This is a genomic window from Thalassotalea marina, from assembly GCF_014656435.1.
Lineage (GTDB): Bacteria > Pseudomonadota > Gammaproteobacteria > Enterobacterales > Alteromonadaceae > Thalassotalea_C > Thalassotalea_C marina.
In genome coordinates, this window is record NZ_BNCK01000010.1 from 67977 (window position 1) to 93357 (window position 25381).

Here is a 25381-nt window from a genome sequence, read left to right on the forward strand (position 1 = left end):
ATTACGTTTTGACTCAGTTTACCGAAAGGCAGCTTGTTGCATTAGTGCAAGAAAGTCTGCCTTACAATACGCAGTTCTTTCAACAGCTCGTTACGCCTTACTTGCCCAAGCTTAAAGCTTATTGTGTCAAAGTATTGGGTAATGTGTCTGACGCTGAAGATGCGGTGCAAGAAACGATCATTAAAGCCATGACAAACATGAAAAGCTTTAAGTGGATCGTTTCGTTTAAAGTGTGGATTTTTAAAATTGCACACAATGAATGCATCAATAAAATTCGAGAGCGTCGATGGGAGCAAGTCGATAATGGCGATGATTATTTAGATTCGTTAGAAGCTCACTTGCCCAAAGAACATGATGTTGCCAAGGTTATGATGCATTTGGTGGAAGAGCTGTCGTTTGTTGATCGTAATATTATTTTGTTACGTTACCGTACTGGGCTGGAATTTCAAGAAATCGCAGATATTTGCGACATGAAACTCTCGGCAGTGAAAATGCGTCACAAACGTGTAATAGACTATTTGCAAACGCAAATACAAAGTGGTTGACCTGATTTACTTGTCTGCTTATGCCATATACATTTTTGATTGGTTAATGATAATTTCTACTTCAGCAATGCAGGAGATGTACATACTTTGTTATGAATATTAAGAATGCATTTAAATCTTCTACAGATGAATTAAAGCTACTAAAAAATTTAGTAGAAAACGCGCCAGATGGAATTCATATTCTTAATCAGCAGGGAGATGTAGTTTACTGCAGTAATGTTTTTGCAGATCTACTTGGCTTTAGCTATGAAGAAGCTCTCGAGCTTAATGTTAGGGATTGGGACAGAAAATTTCATGTTGAACAACTAGTACCTGTCATTAAAGATCTTATTCAATCACCTCAAATTTTTATTACCAAACATCAAAAGAAAAATGGCGACATTTTTGATGTTGAAATAAACGCACGTGGTATAGAGATCAACAACGAATTCTATTTATATGCTTCATCGCGCGACATTACCGATTTAAAACAACAATCTGTTATTAATCAAAAAAATAATGCTAAGTTACAAGCGCTTATTGAAACTAGTCCAGATGCATTTCTGGTTATTGATCATCACGGCATTATTCTGAGTTTGAATAAAAAGGGTGAAAGCCTGTTTGGTTTTGACGAAAAAGAACTGGTTGGCAAACACTTCACAAACATTATTCCAATTGAACTGAATGACGAGCAAAAAGAATATCTGCAACATTATCATGACAATACTATTTCAGACATAACAGGGATAGAAATAGAAGTAAATGGAAGAGGAAAGTCTGGTGTTTTGATTCCTGTTGTTATGAATGTGGGAGAGGCAAGTACTGAAGACGGGCTTTATTTTACTTGCATTCTAAGGGACATGACTCACTTTAAGGAGCAACAAGCAGAACTTTTGCGCTCAAAAGAAGAAGCACAAGCTGCAGAAAAAGCTAAATCTTTATTTTTGGCCAATATGAGTCACGAAATTCGCACACCTATGAATGGCATTATTGGTATGGTTTCATTGTTAAAAGATACCTCGTTAGCGGTAAGCCAAAACGAAATGCTTTCAACGATAGAATCTTGCGGCGAAAGTTTACTCACGATTATTAATGACATTTTAGATTTATCTAAGATTGAATCTGGTAGTTTAAAAATTGAGAAGCGGTCATTTAACTTAGCAAAAAGTATTGATGAAGTAGTTTATTTGATGGCAAATCTTGCTTCTGAACGAGGTGTTGTATTGGCTGTTAACTTCGCTCGGAATATACCAAAAAAGTTAGAAGGCGATGTGTTGCGAATAAGGCAAGTACTGACCAATCTGTTAGGCAATGCAATAAAGTTTTCGCCCAATGGAGGAGAAGTTCTTCTTAATATATTACCGTTAAAAGAAGACAACAATAATGTCACACTGCAGTTTAGTGTTATAGATCATGGCATTGGAATGACGAAAAAAGAACAATCGAGGTTGTTTAAAGATTTCAGTCAAGCTGATGAGCGAATAACAAGACAATTTGGCGGCACTGGGTTAGGGCTTTCAATTTGTTCCAAGTTATTAAACTTGATGGGGGGAACAATTTCAGTTCAAAGTGAAAAGAATATTGGCTCTACTTTTACATTTGAATTGAGCTTGCAAAAATCCAAACAAAAAACGTCAATGTTACCTGTGGCAAAAATAGATTATCAAAACTTTGCTAGTTGCTATCCACATCGTGTATTACTAGTTGAAGACAATAAAATAAACCAAACTATTGCTAAACTCACATTAGCAAAACTCGGCTATCAAGTTACTTTGGCTGAAAATGGAGAAGAAGCGGTTTCAGTGTGCAAAGAAATGCAATTCACATTAATTTTCATGGATATGCAAATGCCGGTAATGGACGGTGTCACGGCAACTAAATTAATCTTATCATTTCAAAGCTCTATGTCGATTATTGCAATGACGGCAAACGCCCTAGAAGACGACAAAGAAAAATGTTTTCAAGCCGGTATGAAAGCCTTTGTCGCTAAGCCTATTAATATTGATGATATTGCGCGAGCTATCAAAAAAATTTCGAGCAGTACTTAGACTATTATTAATTGTTTGTAGTAGCTCATATCTGATCTTACAGTTTCGATGAATAAGTTCAGACTTCATCTGATAGACAGCTATGAGCGAGGAACGGTCATTGAATAGATTACTCAATGCACATATCAAACTCTTAGTTGTTAGAAGTAAAAATTATGCCTATTCCATTTATTAATGATTACTTCTCCCTTAATAATATTAACAGGCAATTTGCCTGTTTTCCGCAACTTATAAAATGTTAACTTTCAAATAACCATCTGACTAGTAACAACTTATTATTAGTGTTGTAAATTGCTCTAAAATGTAAATAGGCGATGTTGCGGTAGAAAAAGAGGCAACTTGCCTCTTAATAAACTGCTATAAATCATGGAGAGTTTTGTGAAATTAAGACAAATTTGCGCTGTTATCTTAATGTTGTTTGCAATCGGTGGGCTTGGATTTTCGATTATATATTTAATAAACGAAAGTCATATTAGAGAAGATGATATTTTTGCAATATTACTTATTTCGATTCCAAGTATTTTGGCTTTATATTTGATCACTTCTGAAAAACTATACTCCAAAACAGAGGTTGATGTAGTCGAGCAAGAAAATAAAATATTAAAGCTCAAAATAGAGCAGCAAAAATTAAAAGAACAACTACAGAGTAATTGATTTATAACAAGGTGCTCAAACGGACACAAAAGTTTGGCTTGTGCTCGTTCCTTGCTAATTTTAGCCAAACTTTTTAACCGCTTAGCACGGCGTTACGAATGACAGTTATTGGCACTCAGCAGAAACTCAGTTTTTAAACCTTTTTCAATTTCTAGCCATCTCAATTACTATATAAAAACCATATTATTATCAACAGGTATTTCTAATTTTCCAGCGCTAGAAACTACCGCTTACCACTAGGTATAACTATAGGGCTTAATATGTCAGCTAATACATATTGCAAGATGCTTATTATTCTTATTTGTTTGCAATTAACACCATTAAATGCACACGAATTTGATGAGATAATATTTAGAAAATCTTTGGCGCCAGCTGTTCAATTTGAAAATTATGGGATGGAATTCAAGTTACGCGACCGTATGAAGTATTATGGTGCTTCTGGTGTGAGTATTGCGGTTGTAAAAAACAAGAACCTTGTTTTCGCCAAAGGGTATGGAACACTTGCTGAAAGCAGCCCTAATATCGTCAATGAACAAACACTGTTTCAAGCTGCTTCTTTAAGCAAAGCAGTAACCGCCCTTGGTATTATGCATTTAGTGACCACTAAACAACTTTCACTGGATGAACCTATAAATAATTATCTTACTTCTTGGGAGTTTGAAGATAGGCACAAGTTAACACTTCGTCAATTATTGTCTCATACTGCCGGTGTTAATAATGCTTCATACCCTGGATACGAACAACTAGAAGAACTACCCAGTACCCTAGATATTCTTAATGGAACAAAAAAAATAGAACCTGTCAGGGTCGTATCTCCTATTGGTCAATATAAATACTCTGGCGGAGGGTACTCATTATTACAGCTAATAATAGAGAATGTATCGAAGCAAACTTTTGCTGAATATATGAACTCACAGCTTTTTAAAAAGTTTATGGCGAATCAAAGTACATTTGAAGTCATTAAATACTCAGACCAACCTAACATCGCTAAAGGCCATGGATATTCGGGAAATGCATATCCTTTGGGTTGGTTTAATTATCCACAAAAAGCAGCAGCAGGGCTTTGGTCCACTCCTTCAGATCTAGCTAGGCTACTCATTGCATATATGAAAGCTTATCAGGGCATTGATAACACGATGATGCAGGCAACGTTAGCAAAAGAACTTTCAACAGTCGTAGATTCAAAAATGGGTTTAGGGTTCGGTGTTCACGGCAACGGAATTGATTTACATATCGATCACGCGGGTTGGACTAAAGGCTACAGAGCATACATGGTTGCTTTTCCTGAGCGTGGTGATGCAGTTGTTGTAATGGCAAATAGCAACTTTAGTAATCGGCTAATAGAAGAGATTATGCGAAGTGTTTCTAATCAAACGGAGTGGAGTGCGTACAAAAGTAAAAAGTTAGCTTTGGCAGACTGGACTAAAACTGAAATTGAAAATGTCGTAGGGGTTTATAGGATGGAACCCGCTGGATTTAATGTTGAAATAAGCCAACAAGCAGATGGATTCTTAACAATGAAAACTCCAAGAGGCACCACTCATCAACTGTATCCCATATCAAGAGACTCTTTAGTCATGTTAGAAGATGGCAATGTGATAAGAATATTAAAAAATGGGCAACTTTATTTTTGGAGAATGAACGCTCGAAAAATTTAGTTCATTAGATAAACGGAAGTAAGAATGTAAGTCTGTTATTGGCACTAATCGGCTATTCACTGTCAGATTTAATTCAACTCTAAAAATCAAATCTGACAGATCATGTTAAGACTTATTCAATTTATTCGGATTATATACCGTGCTGTTGTATTCCACCGAAGCCATTTCTGTTAATCGACTCTTTGTTCGCTCAAACTCAAACATTAAGCTACCACTGCTATACAGTTGGTTTAGCGGCACATCAGCAGTAATGATCAGTTTAATTCTCCGGTCATAACACTCATCAACTAAGGCGATAAAACGTCGTGCGCCGTCGTCCATTGGCGCTAGCACAACTTGTCGTTGACCCGTTTCGCTAGCAGCGAGGTTGATATTCGAGCCGTTATCTTCTGTTCCTCTGGCTTTAATTGTTTCGCGGGCGTTACCACTAAGTACAGGCACATCAAACAGCAATATAGTGTTAAATAATCTCGCAAGTTCGACGTAATCAAAGTGGCTTCGTGGCCCTAGACACAGGTCACTAAAATTAAATGCGATAGCTTTATTTTTATCAAATTGGCCTTGTGTGATAAATGAAATGTGGCGATGCAAAATAGTGATTTGATGGGCATTGGGCGCAGAGTTTTCTGCTTGTTGTTGAACTAGGCCTTGTTGTTTAAGTAGTTTTTGATGTAGCTCGGCTTGTTGTTCAACCTTAGGTGGCAAAACAAAGTAGCAAGGAGAGCTGGTTAATACTCGGTGACGGTAATCCTGCTCACCATCTAAATGGAATATTGAGGCATATTGTTTAATTGCAGCAATGGCAGGTAAAAAGCGTGCACGTTGCAAACCGTTACGATATAGCTCGTCGGGCGCACAGTTACTGGTAAAAACAACGGCAATGCCCAACTCGAATAAATGTTGCAGCAAATTACCTAATAACATGGCGTCACCAATATCGCTGACAAAAAACTCATCAAAACACAAAACTCGATATTGCTGATGAAATTGATATGCCACATGTTTTAGAGGATCTGGTTTACCTTGATATGCTTTTAATTGCCGATAAACATCTTGCATAAAATGATGAAAATGCTGACGTTGATAAAGATGATCCGGAAGTGAATTGGCAAATAAATCCATTAAAAAGGTTTTGCCTCGTCCAACTTTTCCCCATAGGTAAACTCCTTTGAGGGTAAATTGCTTTTTCTTAAACCAAGAAGTTTGTTCTGTGCAGGCTAAATGTAGTTGCTCCAGTAACTCGACCGCCTGTTGCTGATTGTTATCTAGGGTAATTTTTTTAGTGGCAACTAGTTCCTGATAAGCATTAATAGGGGAGAGAGTAACGGGCGACATGAATATTCAATTGGGTTTATTTCAACCAATTGTAATGTTTTACTTAACGGCAGGAAACACTAGCGGTCAAACATTTGATATTCTTTAAAAAGAATGTAGGGGTATTCAGTGTTGTCGACCGCTATTTCAAATAAAATGTTGAGTGTTAGCCTTGATTTTCTTCGTTATCTATCTTTTCTTTGGCGGCTTGTTTTCTTTTTTCCTTCTCTAATTTCGCTTGCTCTTTTCGAGCTTGTTTTTCGGCTTTTGCCAATTCTTTACGTTTTTCTTTTTCTAATTTAGCTTTTTCTTTACGTGCTTGTTTTTCCGATTTGGCAGCTTGTTTTCGCTGTTCTTTTTCAAGTTTCGATTTTTCCTTGCGGGCATTTCTTTCAGCGCTCGCTTCTTCTTTACGAACTTCACGTTCAAGTTTTGCTTTTTCTTTTTGTGCCTGCTTTTGTGCTTTAGCAGCCTCTTTGCGTTGCTCTCGTTCAAGCTTGGCTTTTTCTTTTCTCGCTTGTTGAGCTTCTTTGGTCATTTCTTCATTTTGAATAGCACTTTTATCGTTGTTTATTTGATAAGCAAAGCTAGGGTTTGCGATCAGTAAACAAAACGATAATAGCGTTAATAACTTTGTGTTTTTTATCATGTTAATACCCTTAAAAAGTAAAACGGAAAATCCTTGTACTTTAGTGTGGAACATTATTGGGGTTAGTCAATGTTTGCTGTTGTTAATATGCAAAAAATAGCGTGGTAACTTCTTTGATTGTTTGGTTTTATCTACATGAAAAATAAGTAAAAACATTTTTGTAGGTCATTTGCTCTATGGCCAATAAGTGAGTATGAACGCAACAATAGCCCGTATTGCAAAGTACACCTTAGTCAATAGGAGCACAATATGACACGTGTATATGACTTACCAACAAGATTTTTTCATTGGCTATTTGCCGGCTGTTTTTTAATTGCCTTTAGTATTGGTAATTGGGTAGACGATGATAGCGTATTGTTTTCCTATCATATGATTGCCGGCATTACCTTATGTCTTGCATTAATTTGGCGGTTAATCTGGGGGGTAGGGGGCAGTAAACACGCCCGTTTTTCAGACTTTTTATTACACCCTAAAGCGCTGTTCAGCTACTTAAGACATAGTGTATCAGGTGAAAATCAACGTTATGCTGGACACAATCCTGCGTCTAGTTGGGCAGCATTAGTGATGATGTTGTTGGCTATCTGTTTGGGCATAACGGGTTTGTTGATGATAACCGGTCCCTTTGATCACGCCATTGAAGAAATACACGAATTTTGCGCTAACGCATTTATGTTAACCGTTGTACTGCATTTATTGGGTATTGTTTTACATACCATTAAACATAAAGATCCTATAGGCAAAAGCATGTTAACCGGTGAAAAACAGAACTTGCCAGAATCTTTGACATCAGTACCGAAACACACTGTGATTGCGTTTGTATATTTAGTATTTACTTTAAGCTGTAGCACTATTTTGTTGAAAAACTTTGATCCAGACAGTCGAAGCACCTCGTTATTTGGCATAACATTAACTTTGTCTGAATTTGAAGGTGCAGATGAAAACGAGCATGATGAAAGTGAAGAGCATAATAGCCATTCGAAACATGAGTAAAACAAACGATGAGCAATAAAGACCGAGTTGTATTACTAACCACTCTTTTAGTAATTGCGGTGTTAATTAGCTTTGACCTAATAAAAGATTTAAATGAAGGTGTCGAAATTTGGCACCTTGTGATCGAAGGTGCAGCCGGGGTTTTAGCGTTAGCTGGTGTATTTTATATTTTTAAAGATCTAAACAAATTAAAACATGATTTACAGTCAGAGCGTGAACTTACCGCTAACTTAAAACAAGAAGCGGCACAATGGCGGCAGCAATCAAAAGAATACTTAGATGGCCTATCGAAACTGATTAACGAACAACTCGATCACTGGCAACTTACGCCAGCAGAAAAAGAAGTGGCTTTTTTACTGCTCAAAGGCATGAGTTTAAAAGAAGTTGCCGGCGTGCGTGGCACCAGTGAAAAAACAGCTCGGGCACAATCCTTGTCGGTATATGCTAAAGCGGGTTTAAGTGGCCGATCAGAGTTATCTGCGTTTTTCTTAGAAGATTTATTGCCGGCACAATAAAATTAATACGTAAAAATGATGCACTTAATCAAGGCAACAAAATCTCTTTAACCGATTCAATTATTCGTAGTTTGTCCCTTTATGTTCAAAAAGAACATGGCACAATGGATGGCTCTTAATAATAACAAACACGGGTAAAGAATAATGTTGAGAATAGCTTCGATTGGTTTAGGTGATATCGCGCAAAAAGCATACTTGCCTGTGGTTTGTAACCATGTAGAAATTACCCCTGTATTGTGTACACGTAATACTGAGCTACTAAAAGCCTTGGCTAAACAATATCGAGTTGAAGAATGCCATACAAATTTAGCGTCACTCATTTTGGCTAAACCTGATGCCGCTATGATTCACAGTAGCACCGAAAGTCATTTTGAGCTTGCTAAAACCCTCATTCAAAATAACATCCCAGTGTTCATTGATAAGCCTATTAGTTATCACTTACAAGAAACTAAAGAATTAATCACTCTTGCTAACAGCAAAGGGATTCCCTTGTTTGTAGGGTTTAATCGACGGTATGCACCTTTGTTAACCGCCATAAAGGATAAAGGCTTTACCAATTTACGGCTCCAGAAAAACCGCTCGGATATTATCGCACAGGCTAGAGTTTTTATCATGGATGACTTTATTCATGTAGTTGATACCTTGTTGAGTTTTAGTCAAAGTTCTGAAATTAATAACCTTCAGGTGCAAACTAATTGGCGCAATAATGAGTTAGCGGCTTTGCACGTTCAGTGGAGTGTAGATAACACCCATTTTCATGGCTCAATGAACAGAGTTTGTGGAGTAACCGAAGAGCGTTTCGAAGCTTTTGGCCAGCTACAAAAATGGCAAATTGACAACTTATCACATGGCTCGCATTATCAAAGTGGCGCAAGTAATCAACTTGGTTTTAATGACTGGGATTCAACGCTGCTTAAACGTGGCTTCGTCAACATGTTAGATGATTTTATAGTGCGAGTTCGAGAGCAAAAGGTTGACCCTAATTACAGTCAAAGCATATTGGATACACATACTCTGTGTGAAAAAATTATAGAAACGGCTATTTCTCAGCAACCTAATAAAGGACATTAAGAAAATATGATTCGAATAGCGACGATAGGCTCTAATTTCATCACAGAACAATTTTTAGATGCGCTTAAACATGCCAATATGTTCGAAATTGCTGGTATTTACTCGCGCAGCACGGAGAAAGCCCAGGCGTTAGCCGCCAAACATAATGCAAGGTTTGTTTTTAACACTCTAGATAAACTAGCTAGCTGTTCAGAAATAGATGCTGTTTATATTGCTAGCCCTAACTCATTGCATTTTGAACAAGCTGTTCAAATGCTAAAAGCAGGTAAACACGTTATTTGTGAAAAACCGTTAGCTGCAGATTTTGGGCAGGCAAAAGAGATGTTTAGGGTTGCAGAAGAAAATAACGTCGTGTTGTTTGAAGCATTTCTCACCGAGTTTTTACCCAACTTCAACGTTGTTCAAAATAGCCTCGAAAATATAGGTAGAATCACTCAAGCAAACTTAAGCTTTTGCCAGTATTCTTCACGTTATAAAAAATACCTCGAAGGTGAGAACCCAAATACTTTCAACCCCACTTTCGCCAACGGCTCAATAATGGATATTGGTTACTATTGTGTTGCAACGGCGGTAGCATTGTTTGGTGAACCATCGTCGATAAAAGCTAGCGCGAACCTGTTGGGTTCTGGCGTGGATAGTAATGGACAAGTCCTTTTTGTGTATCCTAACTTCTCGCTGGCCATCACTCACTCGAAGGTGAGTAATTCATTTGTAAATAGTGAGATACAAGGTGAAAAGGCAGCGATCCAAATAAAAAGCATATCGCAGATGGAACAGGTATTGTTATGCAAAAAAGGGGAATCTGACATCGACCTAACAGAAGTACAACACAACAATACCATGTATTACGAAGCGATAGCGTTTGCCAAGTGCGTGCAATCAGGTGAAATGGACTCAGGTAAAGTGGCTAGATCGTTATCGGTAGCGAAAATACTGACCGAGATACGACATCAAACCCATGTCGTTTTTCCCTCTGATAATTAAGAGCATATTTAGAGAGTACTTAAATTAGCTGGAATTTTTTATTTGGTGAATTGAGCAGTCATCACCAGAAGCGATTTTATCGAGTTAATGCTTAAGTCGATACGTAATTAGCTACAGAGTCGTTAGCTCGAATGCGAGGTTTGTGTCATACGCGAGCTTAGTGCCTCTGTTAAATTGAAGTCATTTTATCAAGCTGTTTTATCGCAGCATCAAGTATCACATCATGCTGGTTTTGAATGTCGACAACAGTATTTTTCACCTCTATATCAGGTGATATACCTATGCCAACCCAATCTTCACCTGACTGATATTTGTCACGTTTCACACAAACTCTAGCTTTACCTCCTGCTGGTAGGGAAATAGACAAAGGCTGTCCCGTGCTTCCAGCTGTTTTCTCTCCAATTACAAGCCCTCGACTTAATTCTTTAAAGGCTATCAAAAAGTCTTCTGCTGCGGAGAAGGTTTGTGCTCCTGCAAGTACTATTACAGGCTTAGTAAAAATTTCTTTTCGCTGGGCTTTGTACGGATAACTTTCTAGTTCTTCCCATTCAGGTATAGGATACCCTCGTGCTTTCTGTATAGGCTGAGATTTTCTGACATAAGCTTTAGAACCTAAAATGGGCTTACTAGACAAGTGACTAAGTATCCTAAAGCCGACTTTGCTAGAGCCACCTCCATTATTCCGTATATCGATAATAAGTCCATCAAGCTTTGTTATTTCTTTAAATTTCCGCTCAAAAAATTGTGCAGCTTCATTAGACTCAAATGAATTCGACTTAAAGTACCCATACCTGTTAGCCAACACCCTGAATTCGTGTGAATCAGGATAGGATTCATCGCCATAAAGCCTTCTATCAACTTTAGTCGTTTTACTATTGCCATCTTTACTCTTAAGTAAAAGTTCAATAGGTTTTTCCTTATCACCTGACAGTAGTCCATAGGTGTATGTTCTTACGTCTAAATCCTGAGTAGTCGAAGCGCTTTGAAATGGCTGGATATTCCTTTTTGCATAATCATGGACATCAGTTTGATCAATTTCAACAACCTCATCACCAACTTCAAGCCCCATTTGCAATATCGAATCGCTATATATATCGGTAATCAATACCTTACCATTAACCAACTTCGTTCTTAGAGATGGACGGGCATAGGCTCTTTCATATAACTCTTTAGGGTAATAAACATTTGTATGTCCGTCCTTGAGAAGAGAGATCATACGGGTGAGTTCTTTATAGTAATCCAATGTAGAATTAGTGTTGAGAGCTATTGAAATATAGTCTTTATAGGTCTGATCCCAATTTAGGTTGGGCACTTGATCAAAGTAGACAAAGCCTTGCTTAATTTCAGCCCAAAGCAATGATAAGCCAGCCAGTTTCTCTGCATCGCTAAGCTCTTCAACAAATTCACTTGCAAAGGTATTTGTAGATTGTATTCGAGACCATGACTGCTCGCCTGCGACAGCCTTTACAAAGGTTTCATGCTGACCCAAAAAATCTACAACAGCTTTTTCGTTGGCAACCCAATAAAGACCATGAGCGGACTTTGTAAGGTCATTAAGGTAGGAGATAGCAGCTTCTTTATCCTGCTGCATACTGTTCACCTTAATCAAATCTCTGAGAATATCCCACTGCCTAGCTTCTAAATATTTATTGCTGCTATACATAGCCCTAATTTCTTCACTACGAACAAATTCAAGCGCTTCCATTAAATAGTTCTCAGACTCTATCAATTCCTCAGCTAAAACATCTTCTTTGATGAGTGCATTTGCTTTATGACGTAAACTCTGAGCTTTATCATACGCTTGCTGTGAAGTGATGCTCTCATTTGAATTGGCGTTAAAAGAGCAAAAAAATAATATAGCTAATAGAGATAGCGTTGATATTTTCATTATATAAAGTCCATTTAGATGTGTTAACAATCTATCTAGCCTACTCAGGAACAATAATTGAATTTTAAGGGTTGTGTTCCGTTGTAATCATTCAATTAAGCATACCATTGTTTATTTCTAATTTCCGTTAATCTCTAAGCAGACTTCCAGTAAGTATCAATACATTCAATGCATAAAAACAAGAGAATATTCTCATTCCCGAATAGATTCACCAAATACCTTAAATCTTAATCTCTTATCTTTTTATATTTCTTTTTGGAATAAAAAAGCCTTTTCTATTCTTTTTACTTTTTAGAGTTACCTTCTATCCTTGCTTCATATTTCGAAATGGGCGAGTTGACGATAGATGTCAGAGCAAAAATTAGATCAAACGATGCTAAGTCAAGAGCAACTAACATCGTTAAAACAAGTAATCGGGAGCTATTCTCCTTTGCAGTTAGCGTGGGCTAGTGGATATTTGGCTGCAAAAAGTGAAGGGTCTTCTGTGGCGGTTATTCCATCGGCAAGTGTGCCTCAGGCATCGTCGACTTTAACCATTTTATACGGCTCTCAAACTGGCAATGCTAAAGGTGTAGCAAAAACGTTAGCACAGCAAGCACAAGCGCAAGGTTTAACGGTTGACTGTTTAAGCATGGGCGACTTTAAACCTAAAAGCATTAAAAATGTGACGCATTTATTAATTGTTGCTAGTACTAACGGTGAAGGCGAGCCGCCTGATGATGCCATGGGTTTCCATGAGTTTTTACAATCGAAAAAAGCTCCTAAGTTAGATCATTTACATTACAGCGTATTGGCATTAGGCGATACCAGCTATGAGTTTTTCTGCCAAACAGGTAAAGACTTTGATGAGTATTTAGCAAAACTTGGTGCCAAGCAAATTACGCCACGTGTTGATTGTGATGTCGATTATGAAGCAGACGCACAAGCTTGGTCAGACGCCATTATTAGTAAATCAAAAGAGCTATTAGGCTCTAATGAAACGTCGGCAACCGTTATTGCTATGCCAACAGCTGGCGCGACAAGTGAATATACCAAGCAAAACCCATATGCTGCTGAGTTAAACGTTAGTCAGAAAATTACCGGCCGTGATTCAAACAAAGATGTACGTCATGTTGAAATTGACTTAGGTGAATCAGGTATCACTTATCAACCGGGCGACGCGTTGGGCGTATGGTTTGAAAATGATGTTGAGCTAGTGGCTGAGTTGATCAGTGAGTTAGGTTTTTCAGCAAACGATAAGGTAAAAGTTGCTGACCAAGAGTTAACGTTAAAAGATGCGTTAACCAGCAAGCTAGAGATAACGCAAACAGCATTAAACTTTGTTGAGTTTTGGGCTAACACTTCTCAAAACGAAACCTTATTGGCGCTAGTCGCCGATAAAAATGCGACGCGTGAATATGCGGCAAATCACCAAGTAGTTGATGTGATTAAAGCAGCACCAGCCAGTGTTGATGCACAAGCGTTTGTTGATGCATTGCGTAAGATCACACCACGACTTTATTCAATTGCTTCAAGCCAAGCTGAAGTTGACGAAGAAGTACACTTAACCGTGGGTGTTGTTGAATACGACCAAGACGGCCAAACCCGTACTGGCGGCGCGTCAGGCTTTTTAGCTAAGCGCCTGGAAGAAGGCGGTGAAGTAAAAGTGTTTATTGAACACAATGATAACTTCCGTTTACCAGCAGATGGCAATACGCCGGTGATCATGATCGGCCCAGGTACAGGTATTGCACCGTTTAGAGCGTTTTTACAAGAGCGTGATGCAACAGAAGCAGAGGGTGATAACTGGCTATTTTTTGGTGACCAAACCTTTACTCAAGATTTCTTGTATCAAGTGGAATGGCAAGGTTATTTAAAATCAGGCTTGTTAACACGTATCGATTTAGCGTTCTCGCGCGATCAAGCTGAAAAAATATACGTGCAAGATAGATTGCGTGAAAAAGCCGCTGATGTTTATGCCTGGTTAGAGCGTGGTGCACATCTATACATTTGTGGTGATATGAGCCGCATGGCAAAAGATGTAGAAACCGCTTTATTAGAGATCATTGCTGAGCACGGCAACAAAACCGCTGAGCAAGCAGAGCAGTACTTAAAAGATTTACGTAACGCTAAGCGTTATCAGAAGGACGTATACTAATGACAGATTCAAAGCAAAACCAAGGGCCTTTAATTGTCGAAGGTAAGTTGGCTGATAACGAACGTTTAAAAAGAGAAAGTAACTTTTTACGTGGTACAATCAAAGACGATTTAACCGATCCGATGACGGGTGGTTTTACCGCAGATAACTTCCAGCTGATTCGTTTCCACGGTATGTATCAACAAGACGACCGTGATATTCGTGCTGAGCGTACCAAGCAGAAATTAGAACCGTTACACAACGTGATGCTTCGTGCCCGTTTACCTGGTGGCATTATTACCCCAGAGCAATGGTTAGCGGTTGATAAGTTTGCCCAAGAAAAAACCATGTATGGCAGTATTCGTATTACGACTCGTCAAACGTTTCAGTTTCACGGCGTATTAAAGCCAAACATTAAGTTGATGCACCAAACGTTAAACGATATTGGCATTGACTCAATTGCCACGGCAGGTGACGTTAACCGTAACGTACTATGTACCACTAACCCTGTTGAATCTGAGTTACATCAGGAAGCCTATGAATGGGCGAAAAAGATTAGTGAGCACTTGCTTCCTAAAACTAAGGCTTATGCAGAAATTTGGTTAGACGGTGAAAAAATTGCCGGCGGCGAGCAAAAAGACGAACAGCAAGAAGAGCCAATTTTAGGTAACAATTATTTGCCACGTAAGTTTAAAACAACGGTTGTTATTCCGCCGCAAAACGATGTGGATGTACACGCAAACGACTTGAACTTTGTTGCCATTGCTGAAAATGGCAAGTTGGTTGGTTTTAACGTGTTAGTAGGTGGTGGTTTAGCCATGACTCATGGTGATAAATCAACTTACCCAAGACGTGCTGACGATTTTGGCTTTGTACCTTTAGCCAATACATTAGACGTTGCCGCGTCAGTTGTTACCGTGCAGCGTGACTGGGGTAACCGTGTAAATCGTAAAAATGCTAAAACTAAATATACGTTAGACCGTGTTGGCATTGATACTTTTAAAGCAGAAGTTGAACGTCGTGCAGGTGTGGTTTTTGAAGAAAGCCGTCCATACGAATTTACTGACCGTGGTGATCGCATTGGTTGGGTTGATGGTATCGATGGTAAATACCATTTAACACTGTTTATTGAAAATGGTCGTCTATTGGATTACCCAGGTAAACCGCTGAAAACTGGTGTTGCTGAAATTGCCAAAATTCACAAAGGTGATTTTCGCATGACGTCAAACCAGAATTTAATTATTGCTGGTGTGGCACCTGAAGATAAAGCAACGATTGAAAATATCGCTCGTGAACATGGCTTGATGGATGACGGTGTTTCTAACCAGCGCAAAAACTCAATGGCGTGTGTGGCATTTCCAACGTGTCCATTGGCGATGGCAGAAGCTGAACGCTACTTACCGGGTTTAATTGATGAAGTTGATAGCATTTTAGCTAAACACGGTATTGCTGACGAAAGCATTATTTTACGTGTTACGGGCTGTCCAAATGGTTGTGGCCGTGCCATGTTGGCAGAGCTAGGTTTAGTAGGAAAAGGTCCTGGTAAATATAACATGCACTTAGGCGGTAATGTGGCGGGTACTCGTGTACCTAAAATGTATAAAGAAAACTTGGGTGAGCAAGATATTCTGACAGAAATAGATTCTTTAGTGGCACGTTGGGTAGCAGAACGTGAAAGTAGTGAAGCTTTTGGTGACTTTGTGATCAGAGCTGGCATCGTTAAAGAAGTTAAAGTCAGTAAGCGAGACTTTCATGACTAATACTATTCCAACTAACCCTGGTCGAGTGATTAATAACAAGTTTCCGGCGTCATTGCCGGAGCCTTGGCTAAACCAGTGGAATGAGTTGTTAGAAAAACAAACGGCAACGCAACGTGTAGAGTGGGCGATGGAAAACCTGCCTGGGCACTTCGTGTTATCGTCTAGTTTTGGTATTCAGTCAGCGGTTATGTTGCATATGCTGACACAGGTTGATCCAAACATACCCGTGTTGTTAACGGATACTGGCCATTTGTTTCCAGAAACGTATCAGTTTGTTGAAGCATTGACTGAAAAACTGAACCTTAATTTACGTGTATACAGCGCTAAAGAAAGTGCGGCATGGCAGTTGGCTAAGTATGGTGAAGAATGGGCAAAAGACGAAAGCTCACTAAAAGCATATAACCGACGTAATAAAGTTGAACCTTTAGAGCGAGGTTTGACTGAGTTAGGTGCAGGTACTTGGTTTTCGGGTATTCGTCGTCAGCAATCGAATCACCGAGAAGGCTTGTCTGTAGTTAGCATTTTGCGTGGCCGCTTTAAAGTACACCCGATCATTGATTGGAATAACCGACAAGTGCACGAATATTTAACCAAACATGGCTTGCCATATCACCCATTATGGGACAAAGGTTACATTAGTGTTGGTGATACACACAGTACACGACCACTGACTTTGGGGATGGACGAAAGCGAAGTAAGGTTCTCTGGCATGCAAAGAGAATGTGGATTGCATACCGATGGTGATGGTATTTAGTTTACGCTTTGCAAGTTATCACATATGAAAGCCGACGTATTGTCGGCTTTTTTGCTCGCGTTTAGTTAACGGTAAATAAGCCACTAAATTCTTTGGTCATGTATTTAGCAAACTTATCATCTGGTTTATCGGCAATTAAACGCGCAAGTTCTACCCCAACAGGGGTAAATTTATAAAATGAGATCAAACAGTTATTTTTTTGTGCAGTTAAGGTCAGTGGCTGACCATTGTAGTCAAACTTCAGCTCTTCACCCCGTTTATAAGGTGTAGTTTCAGTCTCTTGTAAAAAAATGAGATGATTATCCGCCAATGTCATTAACTCAGCATACGATAAACCAAAACTCGCTAAATTGAGTGGATGAAACGGTTTTCCTGAGAACAAATGAAACAAGCCCGGCGTTTGGGAAGCACTGGAAATAATGCGGTAATTTTTTCTTGAACTGTCTTTCACCGCTAGGCTACAAGCTTTGGCAAATAACTTGGCCTCGTGAATACTCATGGTACGAAAGGCTTTTAACGATTTAATTGAAAAACTTGCTGGCGCACATACTTCACCGGCTAAAATTTTCGCCCATAAATCTTGCATGGTTTTATTGCCAACGTTTTCAGCCAATTCAAGGAAGTTGGCAAACCAGTCAGCATCGGCTCTGTCTGATATTTCATCACTGGCACAGTATTGCATGGCGCGTTGAATAATCGCCTCTAAATTCTGTTGCTTACGCAGGTCGTCAACTCGAGCTCTTTTTCTATATCGCTCTTCTAATGGCATTTGTTTATCGCTGGGCAATAAACTGCCATCAATGGCAAATTTTTTAGCCAGAGTCAGCAATTGCATGTTGGGAGAGAATTGGCTACTCGACTTAGCTTGGTTGTTATTATCGCTTTCTCTTGATAACTCACCATGAGTTTCCACTTTCCCTTCAATCGTTACTGGGGGAGAGGGGGGCGTTTTGTCTGTTGCCATGATAATTGCTACTCCGAATTGCTTTTTATCTAACTTGCCTTGTTACTACTGTTTGTATTCAGATAATAGTTGTTTGAAAAATATACAATATCACTAAATATTGATTTATTCTCTATTTTATACCACTTGATTTGCGCATATGCTCTAGCATATTGCTATAATTAGGCTAAAATTTACATCTGTTTAATACAGAAAGAAATTATTCATAATTATCCTACAGTTTGGTTGAATAATCTGTAACTCACTTTTATTATGTAAGTGATAGAAAAGAGAATCTATAACAATTAGCTGGTAATTTCAGTGATACTAAACAGTGGCGTTAACCCACTGATTTGAGGAAAATATGCAGGCTTCCGAAGATACTAACGATGACTTTTTATTTATCGATGATAGTGACGAAGATGAAATTGTAGAAGACGCTGGCAGTGATACTTGGAAAGTCTTAATCGTCGATGATGACCCCGAGATTCATTCGGTCACTCAGCTTGCTTTGTCAGATCTTATCGTTTTGGGCAAAAGACTAGAGTATATACATGCATACTCTGGTAGAGACGCTTGCCAGTTAATTGAGCAACATAAAGACATCGTTTTAGTTTTACTCGACGTGGTCATGGAAACAGATGACGCTGGTCTTAACGTTGTAAAACATATCCGTGAAGCGCTGTCGCGCAAAGATATCAGAATTGTTCTTCGTACCGGTCAGCCTGGGTACGCACCAGAAGAAAGTGTGATCAAAGATTATGACATCAATGATTACAAAACCAAAACCGAACTCACGCGCCGCAAGTTAGTCACTACGGTATATGCTGCCATACGTTCGTATCAACAAATTGATACCGTCACTCAAAATAGGCAAGGGCTTGAAAAAATTATAGAAGCTGCTGCTGACTTACTTGAATTACACAGTGTAAATGAATATGCCGAAGGTGTATTAGCGCAGTTACTCGCTTTGTGTGATTGTAGTTCGGGTGCATTTTGTGCGCGAGGACAAGGTATTGTTGAAGGCGCTGACGACCTAGGCCTTTATGTTTTAGGTCAAACAGGGCTTTCTACTGAGTTAAAAAATAAAAAAATAGATGCACTTAATAATGGCAGTGCACAGCAGTTAATTACCAGTTGTTTTCAACAAAAGCAGCATATCTTTAATGAAAATCAAGTGGCCATGTACATGGCAAGTGGTGGTTATAGAGCGGTTATTTATTTAGAGCTTAATGCACCTATTACTGACATTGATAAACAATTGGTTGAAGTATTCCTAACCAACATTTCTATGGGCTATGAAAACGTTCATTTGTTCCAGAAACTTAGAGATGCTGCATACAAAGATTGGTTAACTGAGCTTCCGAATCGCTTAGAGTTTGTAAACCTTTTAGATGATTTTGCGCATAGCCAAGATCCAAATTTAGTTGCGGGTTTAATTGATATTAATCACTTTAGCGATATCAATGATGGTTTAGGGCAAGATTTAGGTAATCAGTTACTGATGGCTGTAACTACAAGGATGAAAGCTAAGGCTGGTCCATGTAGGTTTGCTCGAATTGGCGCTGATGTATTTGGTATTATTGGTCCAAAAGAATTTGTTTCACCGGAAAAATTAAATGCCATGTTTGTTCAGCCGTTTTCAGCTGGCGAGCAACATTTACCTATCAGCGCTACTTTTGGTCTTTGTACAAAAGAAGATGCAGGCCCTCGAGGCGTTAAAGTACTTAATCAAATTAACATCGCACTGAACCTAGCGAAGAAAAGTAATAAAGAACATTTCGTTTATTACAAACAAGAAATGGAAGACAAAACGCTGTGGCGTCTTGGCATGATAAGGCAGCTAAGAACAGACTTTGCCGATAACCGTTTAGAGTTGTGGTACCAACCACAATTGAGCTTAGCGACTGGAAAAGTTATTGGTGCCGAAGCGTTACTTAGGTGGCGTACCGCAGATGGTAACTTTATTTCACCTGCTGAATTTATTCCATTAGCCGAATACTCTGGGCTAATTATCGATATTGGCGACTGGGTAATAAATCAAGCATGTTTGCAAATTAAATCACTTGAAGAGCAATCGTTTGACCAAGTCAGCATCTCGGTTAACGTTTCAATCCCGCAATTTAAACGTGCCAATTTTGTCGATAGCATTATTGATGCAACTCACAAGCACGATATTCATCCTCATAAATTAGAGCTGGAAATAACAGAGAACATTTTAATGGATGAACCACAAGTGGTTGTTGATGCATTAGTTAGGTTAAAAAAGGAAGGTATCAGTATTGCGTTAGATGACTTTGGTACTGGTTACTCCTCACTTAGTTATTTACAACAATTACCGTTGGATCGATTGAAAGTTGACCGTGCATTTGTCAACACCATAGCAACACCGGGTCAGTCCATTATTGCCGATACCATTATCAACTTAGGCAAACAAATGAACCTAAAAGTTATTGCCGAAGGTATTGAAAATAAAGATCAAGAAGAACACTTAAAAGCGCAAATGTGTGATGAAGTGCAAGGGTTTTTCTATGCTAAACCTATGCCTGCCGATGAGTTTTTAGCCTTCTTAAAGCAGAATAACTAATCCATTTGTTGAAATAATCAAGGGAAGCACAATGCTTCCCTTTTTATTAAGATATAGCTGCCTTTTCCTGCCATCTGAGTTCTTTACCTTGTGCTGGTAAATTTGGAATGAGTGTCGACAGCGCTAATGAACAACATGCAAAGCCAGCACCTACATAAAATACCCATGACGGATTAACCAGCCACAACAAACCTAGTGAAGCTGGTATAACGACTGCAGCAATATGGTTTATTGAAAAACTAACTCCCGCGGTTGCCGCTATATCTTCAGGTGCAGCGATTTTTTGAAAATAGGTTTTAATTGCAATGGCCAAAGCAAAAAACATGTGATCGATCACATAAAGAGCGGCAGCAAAGGTTGCGTTTTCTGCTAACCCGTATGCTATAAAAAGTAGAGCAAGACCCGTGTATTCAATGATCAAAATGCGACGCTCTCCAATGCGACCAATCATTTTTCCTATTTTGGCGGCGAAAAACCAATTAAACACATAATTAATAAGAAACAAAGCGCTGATATCGGCAACACTATAGCCAAACTTCTCAACCATCAGAAAGCCGGCAAAGACAACAAAGATTTGTCTTCTAGCACCACTAAAGAAAGTTAAGGCATAAAATAACCAATACCGTTTTCTTAAAATCAAACGCTTTTGCTGCTCGGCATGTACAGGAAATTGCTTAAATGCCATAGCAATAAAAATGGTGAGTAATAGAGCGATGCCACCAAACAGGGTATAAGTTGCCTGATAACTCCAGCTAAACCATTCCATTAACAACCAAATACTACCAAATGCCAGTAATGATGCCGCTGCTTTAGCCGATAACATTTTGCCCATAAAGTGTGCGGTATGTTGTTTATCAATCCATTGCAAGGTGAGTGATTGGCTAATGGTTTCAAAATAATGAAAACCAATCGACATGATAATGGTCGTAATATAAAGCCCCATTGCGTTTGGAAAGTAGCCTGTGATGGCAACACCAAAAGCAGTTACACCTAAAGCGATAATGGCAAAGGTTTGTTCTTTGAGAAACAGCAATAAATAGATAGCGGTAAACGCTAAAAATCCCGGGATTTCTCGAATACTTTGTAATATGCCTATTTCTTTTCCGGTGAAATGGGCTTTTTCTACAACAAAGTTGTTGAGCAGAGCCATCCAAACCGAAAACACTAGTGGCATGATAAAAGCCATGGCCAACAACAAATATTCGGGACGATTAAAGCGCTTTGCGAGAAACATCTGTGCTTAGTTCAATAGAATGAAATTTAGCTATTATGCTAACGCTTTTTTTACTGTTTTACTGCTAACTTATTGTGATTAATTGTTGCTAATTTCTTAAATGAATTCAATGTACGTACAAAACATCCGAATTACTTTGCGTTACCTTTCGTTAAATCGGCTAAGTTCCATATTTAGAACTCCATCCTTTGATTTTGACTTGAAATAAAATGTATATTCTGGCCATTTTTCTTTAATGACTTTGCCAATTTTTTGTGCTTCAGCGATAACGTCTGAGTCATCATTAATGTATACGCTGAAATAACATTGCGTTGTTTTACATTTAACGTCTTTTAATGAGATATGATTAACATCTTCATTTATGACAAACAAATCTTGCATCGCCAAATTGATGGCATCTGCCCATAAATAGTCTATTTCCTGTTCATCGAATGGTAGGTGTTTTTTTGTGGTCAACTGAGGGGTTTTTTGTTGTTCTTTATTTATTGTGTTTTGAAAATCGGACGAAGCTTCTGTGCTTTTTTGTATCTTGGCAGAGTGATCAATAATGGTACCTCCAACTTCAACGGTAGCTTTTGTTGCAGGGGGGACAGAGGCGTTAGTATTTGCGAATTTGCTTTGTGATGTTGATTTATTAGATGGATTTTTAAATTGTTTATACCAGAAGATCCCAACTAAAATCACTACACAAACCGTTATCACCAAGTTTTTCATTTTCATTTCCTTTGATACTCACATTTTATTGATAAATGTCATTGTTTTAAGAGAGCCTGTCGAATTACCGCGTTAAATGTCATTGTTTTAAGAGAGCCTGTCGAATTACCGCGTTAAATGGGCTTGTAAAGTTTCTATGACTTGATTAGCTTATTAAAACAACAAAAACAGATATAACATGTGCCTACAGATTAAATAAGTACTTATTTAATCTAATGTTTTACCGAGGCGGGATCAATGTTTATCGCTTGTTAATGATTTGTAACAAAAGTCTGTTCTTGAATTAGCAACCAGATCAGTATAGTTACATTGAACATAAAAATTATTACAAAGTACGAAGAGTTTAGGAGTTGGGATGATAGAGTTGCGTAATGTTACTCGCGTCTACGGGCATGGGGAGTCTAAAGTTGTCGCAATAGACAATGTCTCACTGGATATCGCTACCAATGAGTTTGTTGCCATTATGGGGCAATCGGGTTCAGGAAAGTCCAGTATGATGAATATTTTGGGCGCATTGGACAGCCCAACCTCGGGTGAATACCATTTGTCAGGTACATCAATTCAGCAGATGGACGATATTTCGTTATCTAGAATTCGCAATGAAAAAATTGGATTTATATTTCAAACCTTTCATCTATTACCTAGGTTGACAGCATTAGAAAACGTTATCGTGCCATTGCGTTATTCACACTATACGCCAGAAGAAGCGCTGGAAATTGGTAAATCAATGTTAGACAAAGTAGGGCTAACTAGCCGTGCCCATCACAAGCCGTTTGAAATGTCAGGTGGTCAACGTCAACGCGTAGCGATCGCACGAGCTCTGGTTAATTCACCGAAAGTCATTTTTGCCGATGAACCTACGGGTAACTTAGATACTAAAACATCATATGAAATTATGGACTTGCTTGTGTCTTTGCACCAACAAGGACAAACCATAGTACTAGTGACTCACGAAGAAGATATTGCAGAATATGCTCAGCGCATTATTAGAATGCGTGATGGCAAGATAATCGAGGACACCAAATGCGTAGCTTAACATTATTGCTATTGCTGCTAGCTAATGTCAGTGTAGCGCAGGAGAACTTGCTACTTTCTGGCCGAATTAAGGCGGGGGAAAGCCAAGTGTTTTATTCACCCAAATCAGATAATTGGCGAACCCAAATTCAATGGATGTTACCCGAAGGCGAAGTTGCTAAAACCGGCGATGTGGTGGTGGTGTTTGATAGCGGCTCAATAATAAGCACCATAGAGCAAACGGAAACCAATTTAATTGTGGCGGAAGATGAACTACATAGAATTACCTCTGAGGCTGCACAAAATTTACTTGAAGCTGAACATCAAGTTAAGCGAAATGAGTTGTTGTTAGAAAAGGCGAAAATTGATGCTTCTGTTGGTAAAACTTATATCAGCCAATTTAATTTTGAAGAGAATCAACTCAAGTATGAAAAAGCAATTGTTGCTTTAGCCAAAGCGAAGGATAACTTGAAACAAGTTAAAACCAGCGGTGAAGTACAAATTACCAAACAAAAACTAACTATTGAAAAGCATAAACGCAACTTGGCATACAACCAACACAAACTTGCCCAAATGAGTTTAACCGCAGAACGCGAAGGGCCAGTCATCTATGGTGAACACCCGTGGAATGGCGAAAAAGTGTTTGTGGGTATGACTGCACAACCTTCATGGAAAATAGCAGAAATTCCATCCGCTAAGGGTATGTATATCGAGGCTTGGTTACACGAAGTTGATTTTAAAAAGGTGAAAGCAGGTATTTCAGCTGTGTTGACTTTTGATGCCTATCCACAATTTCAGTTTAACAGCAACCTAGAATCTATAAGTACACAACCCGAGGAGCGTAAGGAGTGGGGAGGAGATGTGTATTATCGCTTGCAGTTTCCTTTGCAAGGTAATCAAAGCTTTCCTATTTTACCTGGTATGAGTGTTCAGATTGAAATGCAAGGAGAACAATCATGATCAGGACATTAATTGTTTTAACACTGTTATTGCAGTTGTCTGCATGCGGTGATGAGCCAGTGGCAGTTGTACCAACTGTTGCTGAACAAACTGCGATTTCGGCAAGCGGTGAGCTGGAATCTAAAACTTCATCTTTGATTGCTCCTCCGTCTGTTGGTCATATGTGGCAATATCAAATAAAAACCATGGTGCCGGAAAATACCAAAGTTAAAGTTGGGCAAGTTGTGGTTACTTTTGATGATAAACAAATCTCTGACCGTTTAATTGATGAACAAGGAAAATTGCAACGTGCTAAAAAAGAGCTAGAAAACAAAGAACACAAAGAGCAGGCCAAAGAACAGGAATTGATTTTGGCACTTGCTGAAACTCAGATGGAATACGACAAATCTAAACGTCGTATTGAAATTGTAGACAACAGCAAATCAGATAATGATCGTCGTAAAGCACAAATTGATTTTACTATTGCTAAAGCTGATTTAGCGATGGCGAAAAAGCGTTTGGCATACCATCGAGAAAATAGCCAAATGAACCTGAAGCGAATCAAGGGCAAAGTAGAACGGTTAACCTCAAGAGTGAATGCTTTTTTATCTGACAAAGAAAAACTAAAAGTAAAAGCGCCAATCGACGGTATGGTGATATATCGAGCCAACTGGGAAGGTGAACGCCCTGCCGTTGGTGAAAGTGTTCAATTTGGTCAGCCAGTAATTGAAATCGCAGTGGTTGAACAAATGCAAGTATTGGCACAAGTGGCTGAGCCTGACAGTGGTAAATTACAAGTAGGCCAGAAAGTGAAAGTATTTTTAGATACGGCAAACGAAATTGCATATTCTGGGCGAATTGCTCAAATGGGACGGGTCTTTAGAGATAAATCATATCAAGATAGAACCCGGGTAATTGATGCAACTATTTCGCTCGACAATATTGACCTTAAAGTAATGCGCCCGGGCATGAGTGCACGCGTTGAAATTGATATTACAACTGATGAATTACGAGAGGGTGCTTAA

The 25381-nt window shown here is 38.8% G+C and carries 21 protein-coding genes; 15 read left to right on the forward strand and 6 right to left on the reverse strand.

From position 1 onward, the window contains the following. The first annotated feature begins 8 nt into the window (after nt 1-8). The 4 genes from sigX (at nt 9) to IE199_RS18755 (ending at nt 4884) form a co-directional block, all read left to right on the forward strand. The gene (sigX, locus tag IE199_RS18740; RefSeq protein WP_189773743.1) at nt 9-545 is read left to right on the forward strand and encodes an RNA polymerase sigma factor SigX; all 537 of its coding nucleotides are present in this window, start codon (nt 9-11) and stop codon (nt 543-545) included. 92 nt (nt 546-637) lie between these two features. Then, entirely contained in the window at nt 638-2572 is a 1935-nt protein-coding gene (locus tag IE199_RS18745) for a PAS domain S-box protein (RefSeq protein WP_189773745.1), read from the forward strand. Between the two features lie 378 nt (nt 2573-2950). Beyond that, nucleotides 2951-3226: a hypothetical protein gene (locus tag IE199_RS18750; protein WP_189773747.1), complete on the forward strand. Its 276-nt coding sequence runs from the start codon at nt 2951-2953 to the stop codon at nt 3224-3226. 260 nt (nt 3227-3486) lie between these two features. Beyond that, on the forward strand, nt 3487-4884 hold the full coding sequence (locus tag IE199_RS18755; protein ID WP_189773749.1) for a serine hydrolase domain-containing protein: 1398 nt from the start codon (nt 3487-3489) through the stop codon (nt 4882-4884). A gap of 105 nt (nt 4885-4989) precedes the next feature. Here the strand turns inward: IE199_RS18755 and zapE are convergent, their stop codons facing one another. Together zapE and IE199_RS18765 are read right to left on the reverse strand one after the other, a co-directional pair. After that, nucleotides 4990-6219: a cell division protein ZapE gene (gene zapE, locus IE199_RS18760; protein ID WP_189773751.1), complete on the reverse strand. Its 1230-nt coding sequence runs from the start codon at nt 6217-6219 to the stop codon at nt 4990-4992. Between the two features lie 145 nt (nt 6220-6364). Continuing rightward, entirely contained in the window at nt 6365-6847 is a 483-nt protein-coding gene (locus tag IE199_RS18765; RefSeq protein ID WP_189773754.1) for a hypothetical protein, read from the reverse strand. A gap of 249 nt (nt 6848-7096) precedes the next feature. Here IE199_RS18765 and IE199_RS18770 point away from each other — a divergent pair, with 249 nt between their 5' ends. From IE199_RS18770 to IE199_RS18785, 4 genes are all read left to right on the forward strand, one after another. Further along, entirely contained in the window at nt 7097-7837 is a 741-nt protein-coding gene (locus tag IE199_RS18770; RefSeq protein ID WP_189773756.1) for a cytochrome b/b6 domain-containing protein, read from the forward strand. Nucleotides 7838-7845: 8 nt separating this feature from the next. Then, nucleotides 7846-8352: a helix-turn-helix transcriptional regulator gene (locus IE199_RS18775; RefSeq protein WP_189773758.1), complete on the forward strand. Its 507-nt coding sequence runs from the start codon at nt 7846-7848 to the stop codon at nt 8350-8352. A 144-nt stretch (nt 8353-8496) separates the two neighbouring features. Beyond that, complete coding sequence (locus IE199_RS18780; protein WP_189773760.1) at nt 8497-9423, forward strand: Gfo/Idh/MocA family protein; 927 nt, start codon at nt 8497-8499, stop codon at nt 9421-9423. 6 nt (nt 9424-9429) lie between these two features. Further along, the gene (locus IE199_RS18785; RefSeq protein WP_189773762.1) at nt 9430-10407 is read left to right on the forward strand and encodes a Gfo/Idh/MocA family protein; all 978 of its coding nucleotides are present in this window, start codon (nt 9430-9432) and stop codon (nt 10405-10407) included. A 169-nt stretch (nt 10408-10576) separates the two neighbouring features. On the opposite strand, the gene IE199_RS18790 is transcribed toward IE199_RS18785, so the two are convergent. Further along, nucleotides 10577-12295, reverse strand: a complete 1719-nt coding sequence (locus tag IE199_RS18790) for a S41 family peptidase (RefSeq protein ID WP_189773763.1) — start codon at nt 12293-12295, stop codon at nt 10577-10579. A gap of 346 nt (nt 12296-12641) precedes the next feature. On the opposite strand from IE199_RS18790, the gene IE199_RS18795 reads away from it, so the two are divergent. Genes IE199_RS18795 through IE199_RS18805 form a run of 3 tightly spaced genes read left to right on the forward strand, consistent with a single transcriptional unit; the run spans nt 12642 to nt 16925 of the window. Beyond that, nucleotides 12642-14432 carry an assimilatory sulfite reductase (NADPH) flavoprotein subunit gene (locus IE199_RS18795; protein ID WP_189773765.1) on the forward strand — a complete coding sequence of 597 codons (1791 nt, stop codon included), beginning with the start codon at nt 12642-12644 and terminating at the stop codon, nt 14430-14432. After that, nucleotides 14432-16171 (forward strand): assimilatory sulfite reductase (NADPH) hemoprotein subunit, encoded by a 1740-nt coding sequence (gene cysI, locus IE199_RS18800; RefSeq protein WP_189773768.1) that lies wholly within the window; start codon nt 14432-14434, stop codon nt 16169-16171. Before IE199_RS18795 ends, cysI begins: the two co-directional genes overlap by 1 nt. Beyond that, nucleotides 16164-16925, forward strand: a complete 762-nt coding sequence (locus tag IE199_RS18805) for a phosphoadenylyl-sulfate reductase (protein ID WP_189773770.1) — start codon at nt 16164-16166, stop codon at nt 16923-16925. The genes cysI and IE199_RS18805 overlap by 8 nt, the downstream gene beginning before the upstream one ends. A gap of 61 nt (nt 16926-16986) precedes the next feature. Here IE199_RS18805 and IE199_RS18810 read toward each other — a convergent pair whose 3' ends face one another. After that, nucleotides 16987-17889, reverse strand: coding sequence for a TIGR03899 family protein (locus IE199_RS18810; RefSeq protein WP_189773772.1), 903 nt, complete (start codon nt 17887-17889; stop codon nt 16987-16989). Nucleotides 17890-18232: 343 nt separating this feature from the next. Between IE199_RS18810 and IE199_RS18815 the strand changes: the two genes are divergently transcribed. After that, on the forward strand, nt 18233-20455 hold the full coding sequence (locus IE199_RS18815; RefSeq protein ID WP_189773774.1) for a bifunctional diguanylate cyclase/phosphodiesterase: 2223 nt from the start codon (nt 18233-18235) through the stop codon (nt 20453-20455). Between the two features lie 46 nt (nt 20456-20501). On the opposite strand, the gene IE199_RS18820 is transcribed toward IE199_RS18815, so the two are convergent. Both IE199_RS18820 and IE199_RS18825 read right to left on the reverse strand, forming a co-directional pair. Then, nucleotides 20502-21689 (reverse strand): MFS transporter, encoded by a 1188-nt coding sequence (locus tag IE199_RS18820; protein ID WP_189773776.1) that lies wholly within the window; start codon nt 21687-21689, stop codon nt 20502-20504. A gap of 141 nt (nt 21690-21830) precedes the next feature. Further along, nucleotides 21831-22403, reverse strand: coding sequence for a hypothetical protein (locus IE199_RS18825; protein WP_189773778.1), 573 nt, complete (start codon nt 22401-22403; stop codon nt 21831-21833). 355 nt (nt 22404-22758) lie between these two features. Here IE199_RS18825 and IE199_RS18830 point away from each other — a divergent pair, with 355 nt between their 5' ends. The 3 genes from IE199_RS18830 to IE199_RS18840 are packed head-to-tail and all read left to right on the forward strand — an operon-like array spanning nt 22759 to nt 25381. Then, complete coding sequence (locus IE199_RS18830) at nt 22759-23439, forward strand: ABC transporter ATP-binding protein (protein ID WP_189773780.1); 681 nt, start codon at nt 22759-22761, stop codon at nt 23437-23439. After that, a complete protein-coding gene (locus IE199_RS18835; RefSeq protein ID WP_189773782.1) occupies nt 23427-24377 on the forward strand; it encodes an HlyD family secretion protein in 951 nt (316 codons plus the stop codon). The genes IE199_RS18830 and IE199_RS18835 overlap by 13 nt, the downstream gene beginning before the upstream one ends. After that, on the forward strand, nt 24374-25381 hold the full coding sequence (locus tag IE199_RS18840) for an HlyD family secretion protein (RefSeq protein WP_189773784.1): 1008 nt from the start codon (nt 24374-24376) through the stop codon (nt 25379-25381). Before IE199_RS18835 ends, IE199_RS18840 begins: the two co-directional genes overlap by 4 nt.

Coding starts and splice junctions, on each gene's coding strand:
- IE199_RS18840 (WP_189773784.1), top strand. CDS start 24,374: ATGATCAGGACATTAATTGTTTTAACACTGTTATTGCAGTTGTCTGCA.
- IE199_RS18795 (WP_189773765.1), top strand. CDS start 12,642: ATGTCAGAGCAAAAATTAGATCAAACGATGCTAAGTCAAGAGCAACTA.
- IE199_RS18775 (WP_189773758.1), top strand. CDS start 7,846: ATGAGCAATAAAGACCGAGTTGTATTACTAACCACTCTTTTAGTAATT.
- IE199_RS18820 (WP_189773776.1), bottom strand. CDS start 21,689: ATGTTTCTCGCAAAGCGCTTTAATCGTCCCGAATATTTGTTGTTGGCC.
- IE199_RS18830 (WP_189773780.1), top strand. CDS start 22,759: ATGATAGAGTTGCGTAATGTTACTCGCGTCTACGGGCATGGGGAGTCT.
- IE199_RS18805 (WP_189773770.1), top strand. CDS start 16,164: ATGACTAATACTATTCCAACTAACCCTGGTCGAGTGATTAATAACAAG.
- IE199_RS18765 (WP_189773754.1), bottom strand. CDS start 6,847: ATGATAAAAAACACAAAGTTATTAACGCTATTATCGTTTTGTTTACTG.
- IE199_RS18785 (WP_189773762.1), top strand. CDS start 9,430: ATGATTCGAATAGCGACGATAGGCTCTAATTTCATCACAGAACAATTT.
- zapE (WP_189773751.1), bottom strand. CDS start 6,219: ATGTCGCCCGTTACTCTCTCCCCTATTAATGCTTATCAGGAACTAGTT.
- IE199_RS18745 (WP_189773745.1), top strand. CDS start 638: ATGAATATTAAGAATGCATTTAAATCTTCTACAGATGAATTAAAGCTA.
- cysI (WP_189773768.1), top strand. CDS start 14,432: ATGACAGATTCAAAGCAAAACCAAGGGCCTTTAATTGTCGAAGGTAAG.
- IE199_RS18825 (WP_189773778.1), bottom strand. CDS start 22,403: ATGAAAAACTTGGTGATAACGGTTTGTGTAGTGATTTTAGTTGGGATC.
- IE199_RS18835 (WP_189773782.1), top strand. CDS start 23,427: ATGCGTAGCTTAACATTATTGCTATTGCTGCTAGCTAATGTCAGTGTA.
- IE199_RS18780 (WP_189773760.1), top strand. CDS start 8,497: ATGTTGAGAATAGCTTCGATTGGTTTAGGTGATATCGCGCAAAAAGCA.
- IE199_RS18815 (WP_189773774.1), top strand. CDS start 18,233: ATGCAGGCTTCCGAAGATACTAACGATGACTTTTTATTTATCGATGAT.
- IE199_RS18810 (WP_189773772.1), bottom strand. CDS start 17,889: ATGGCAACAGACAAAACGCCCCCCTCTCCCCCAGTAACGATTGAAGGG.
- IE199_RS18770 (WP_189773756.1), top strand. CDS start 7,097: ATGACACGTGTATATGACTTACCAACAAGATTTTTTCATTGGCTATTT.
- IE199_RS18790 (WP_189773763.1), bottom strand. CDS start 12,295: ATGAAAATATCAACGCTATCTCTATTAGCTATATTATTTTTTTGCTCT.
- IE199_RS18755 (WP_189773749.1), top strand. CDS start 3,487: ATGTCAGCTAATACATATTGCAAGATGCTTATTATTCTTATTTGTTTG.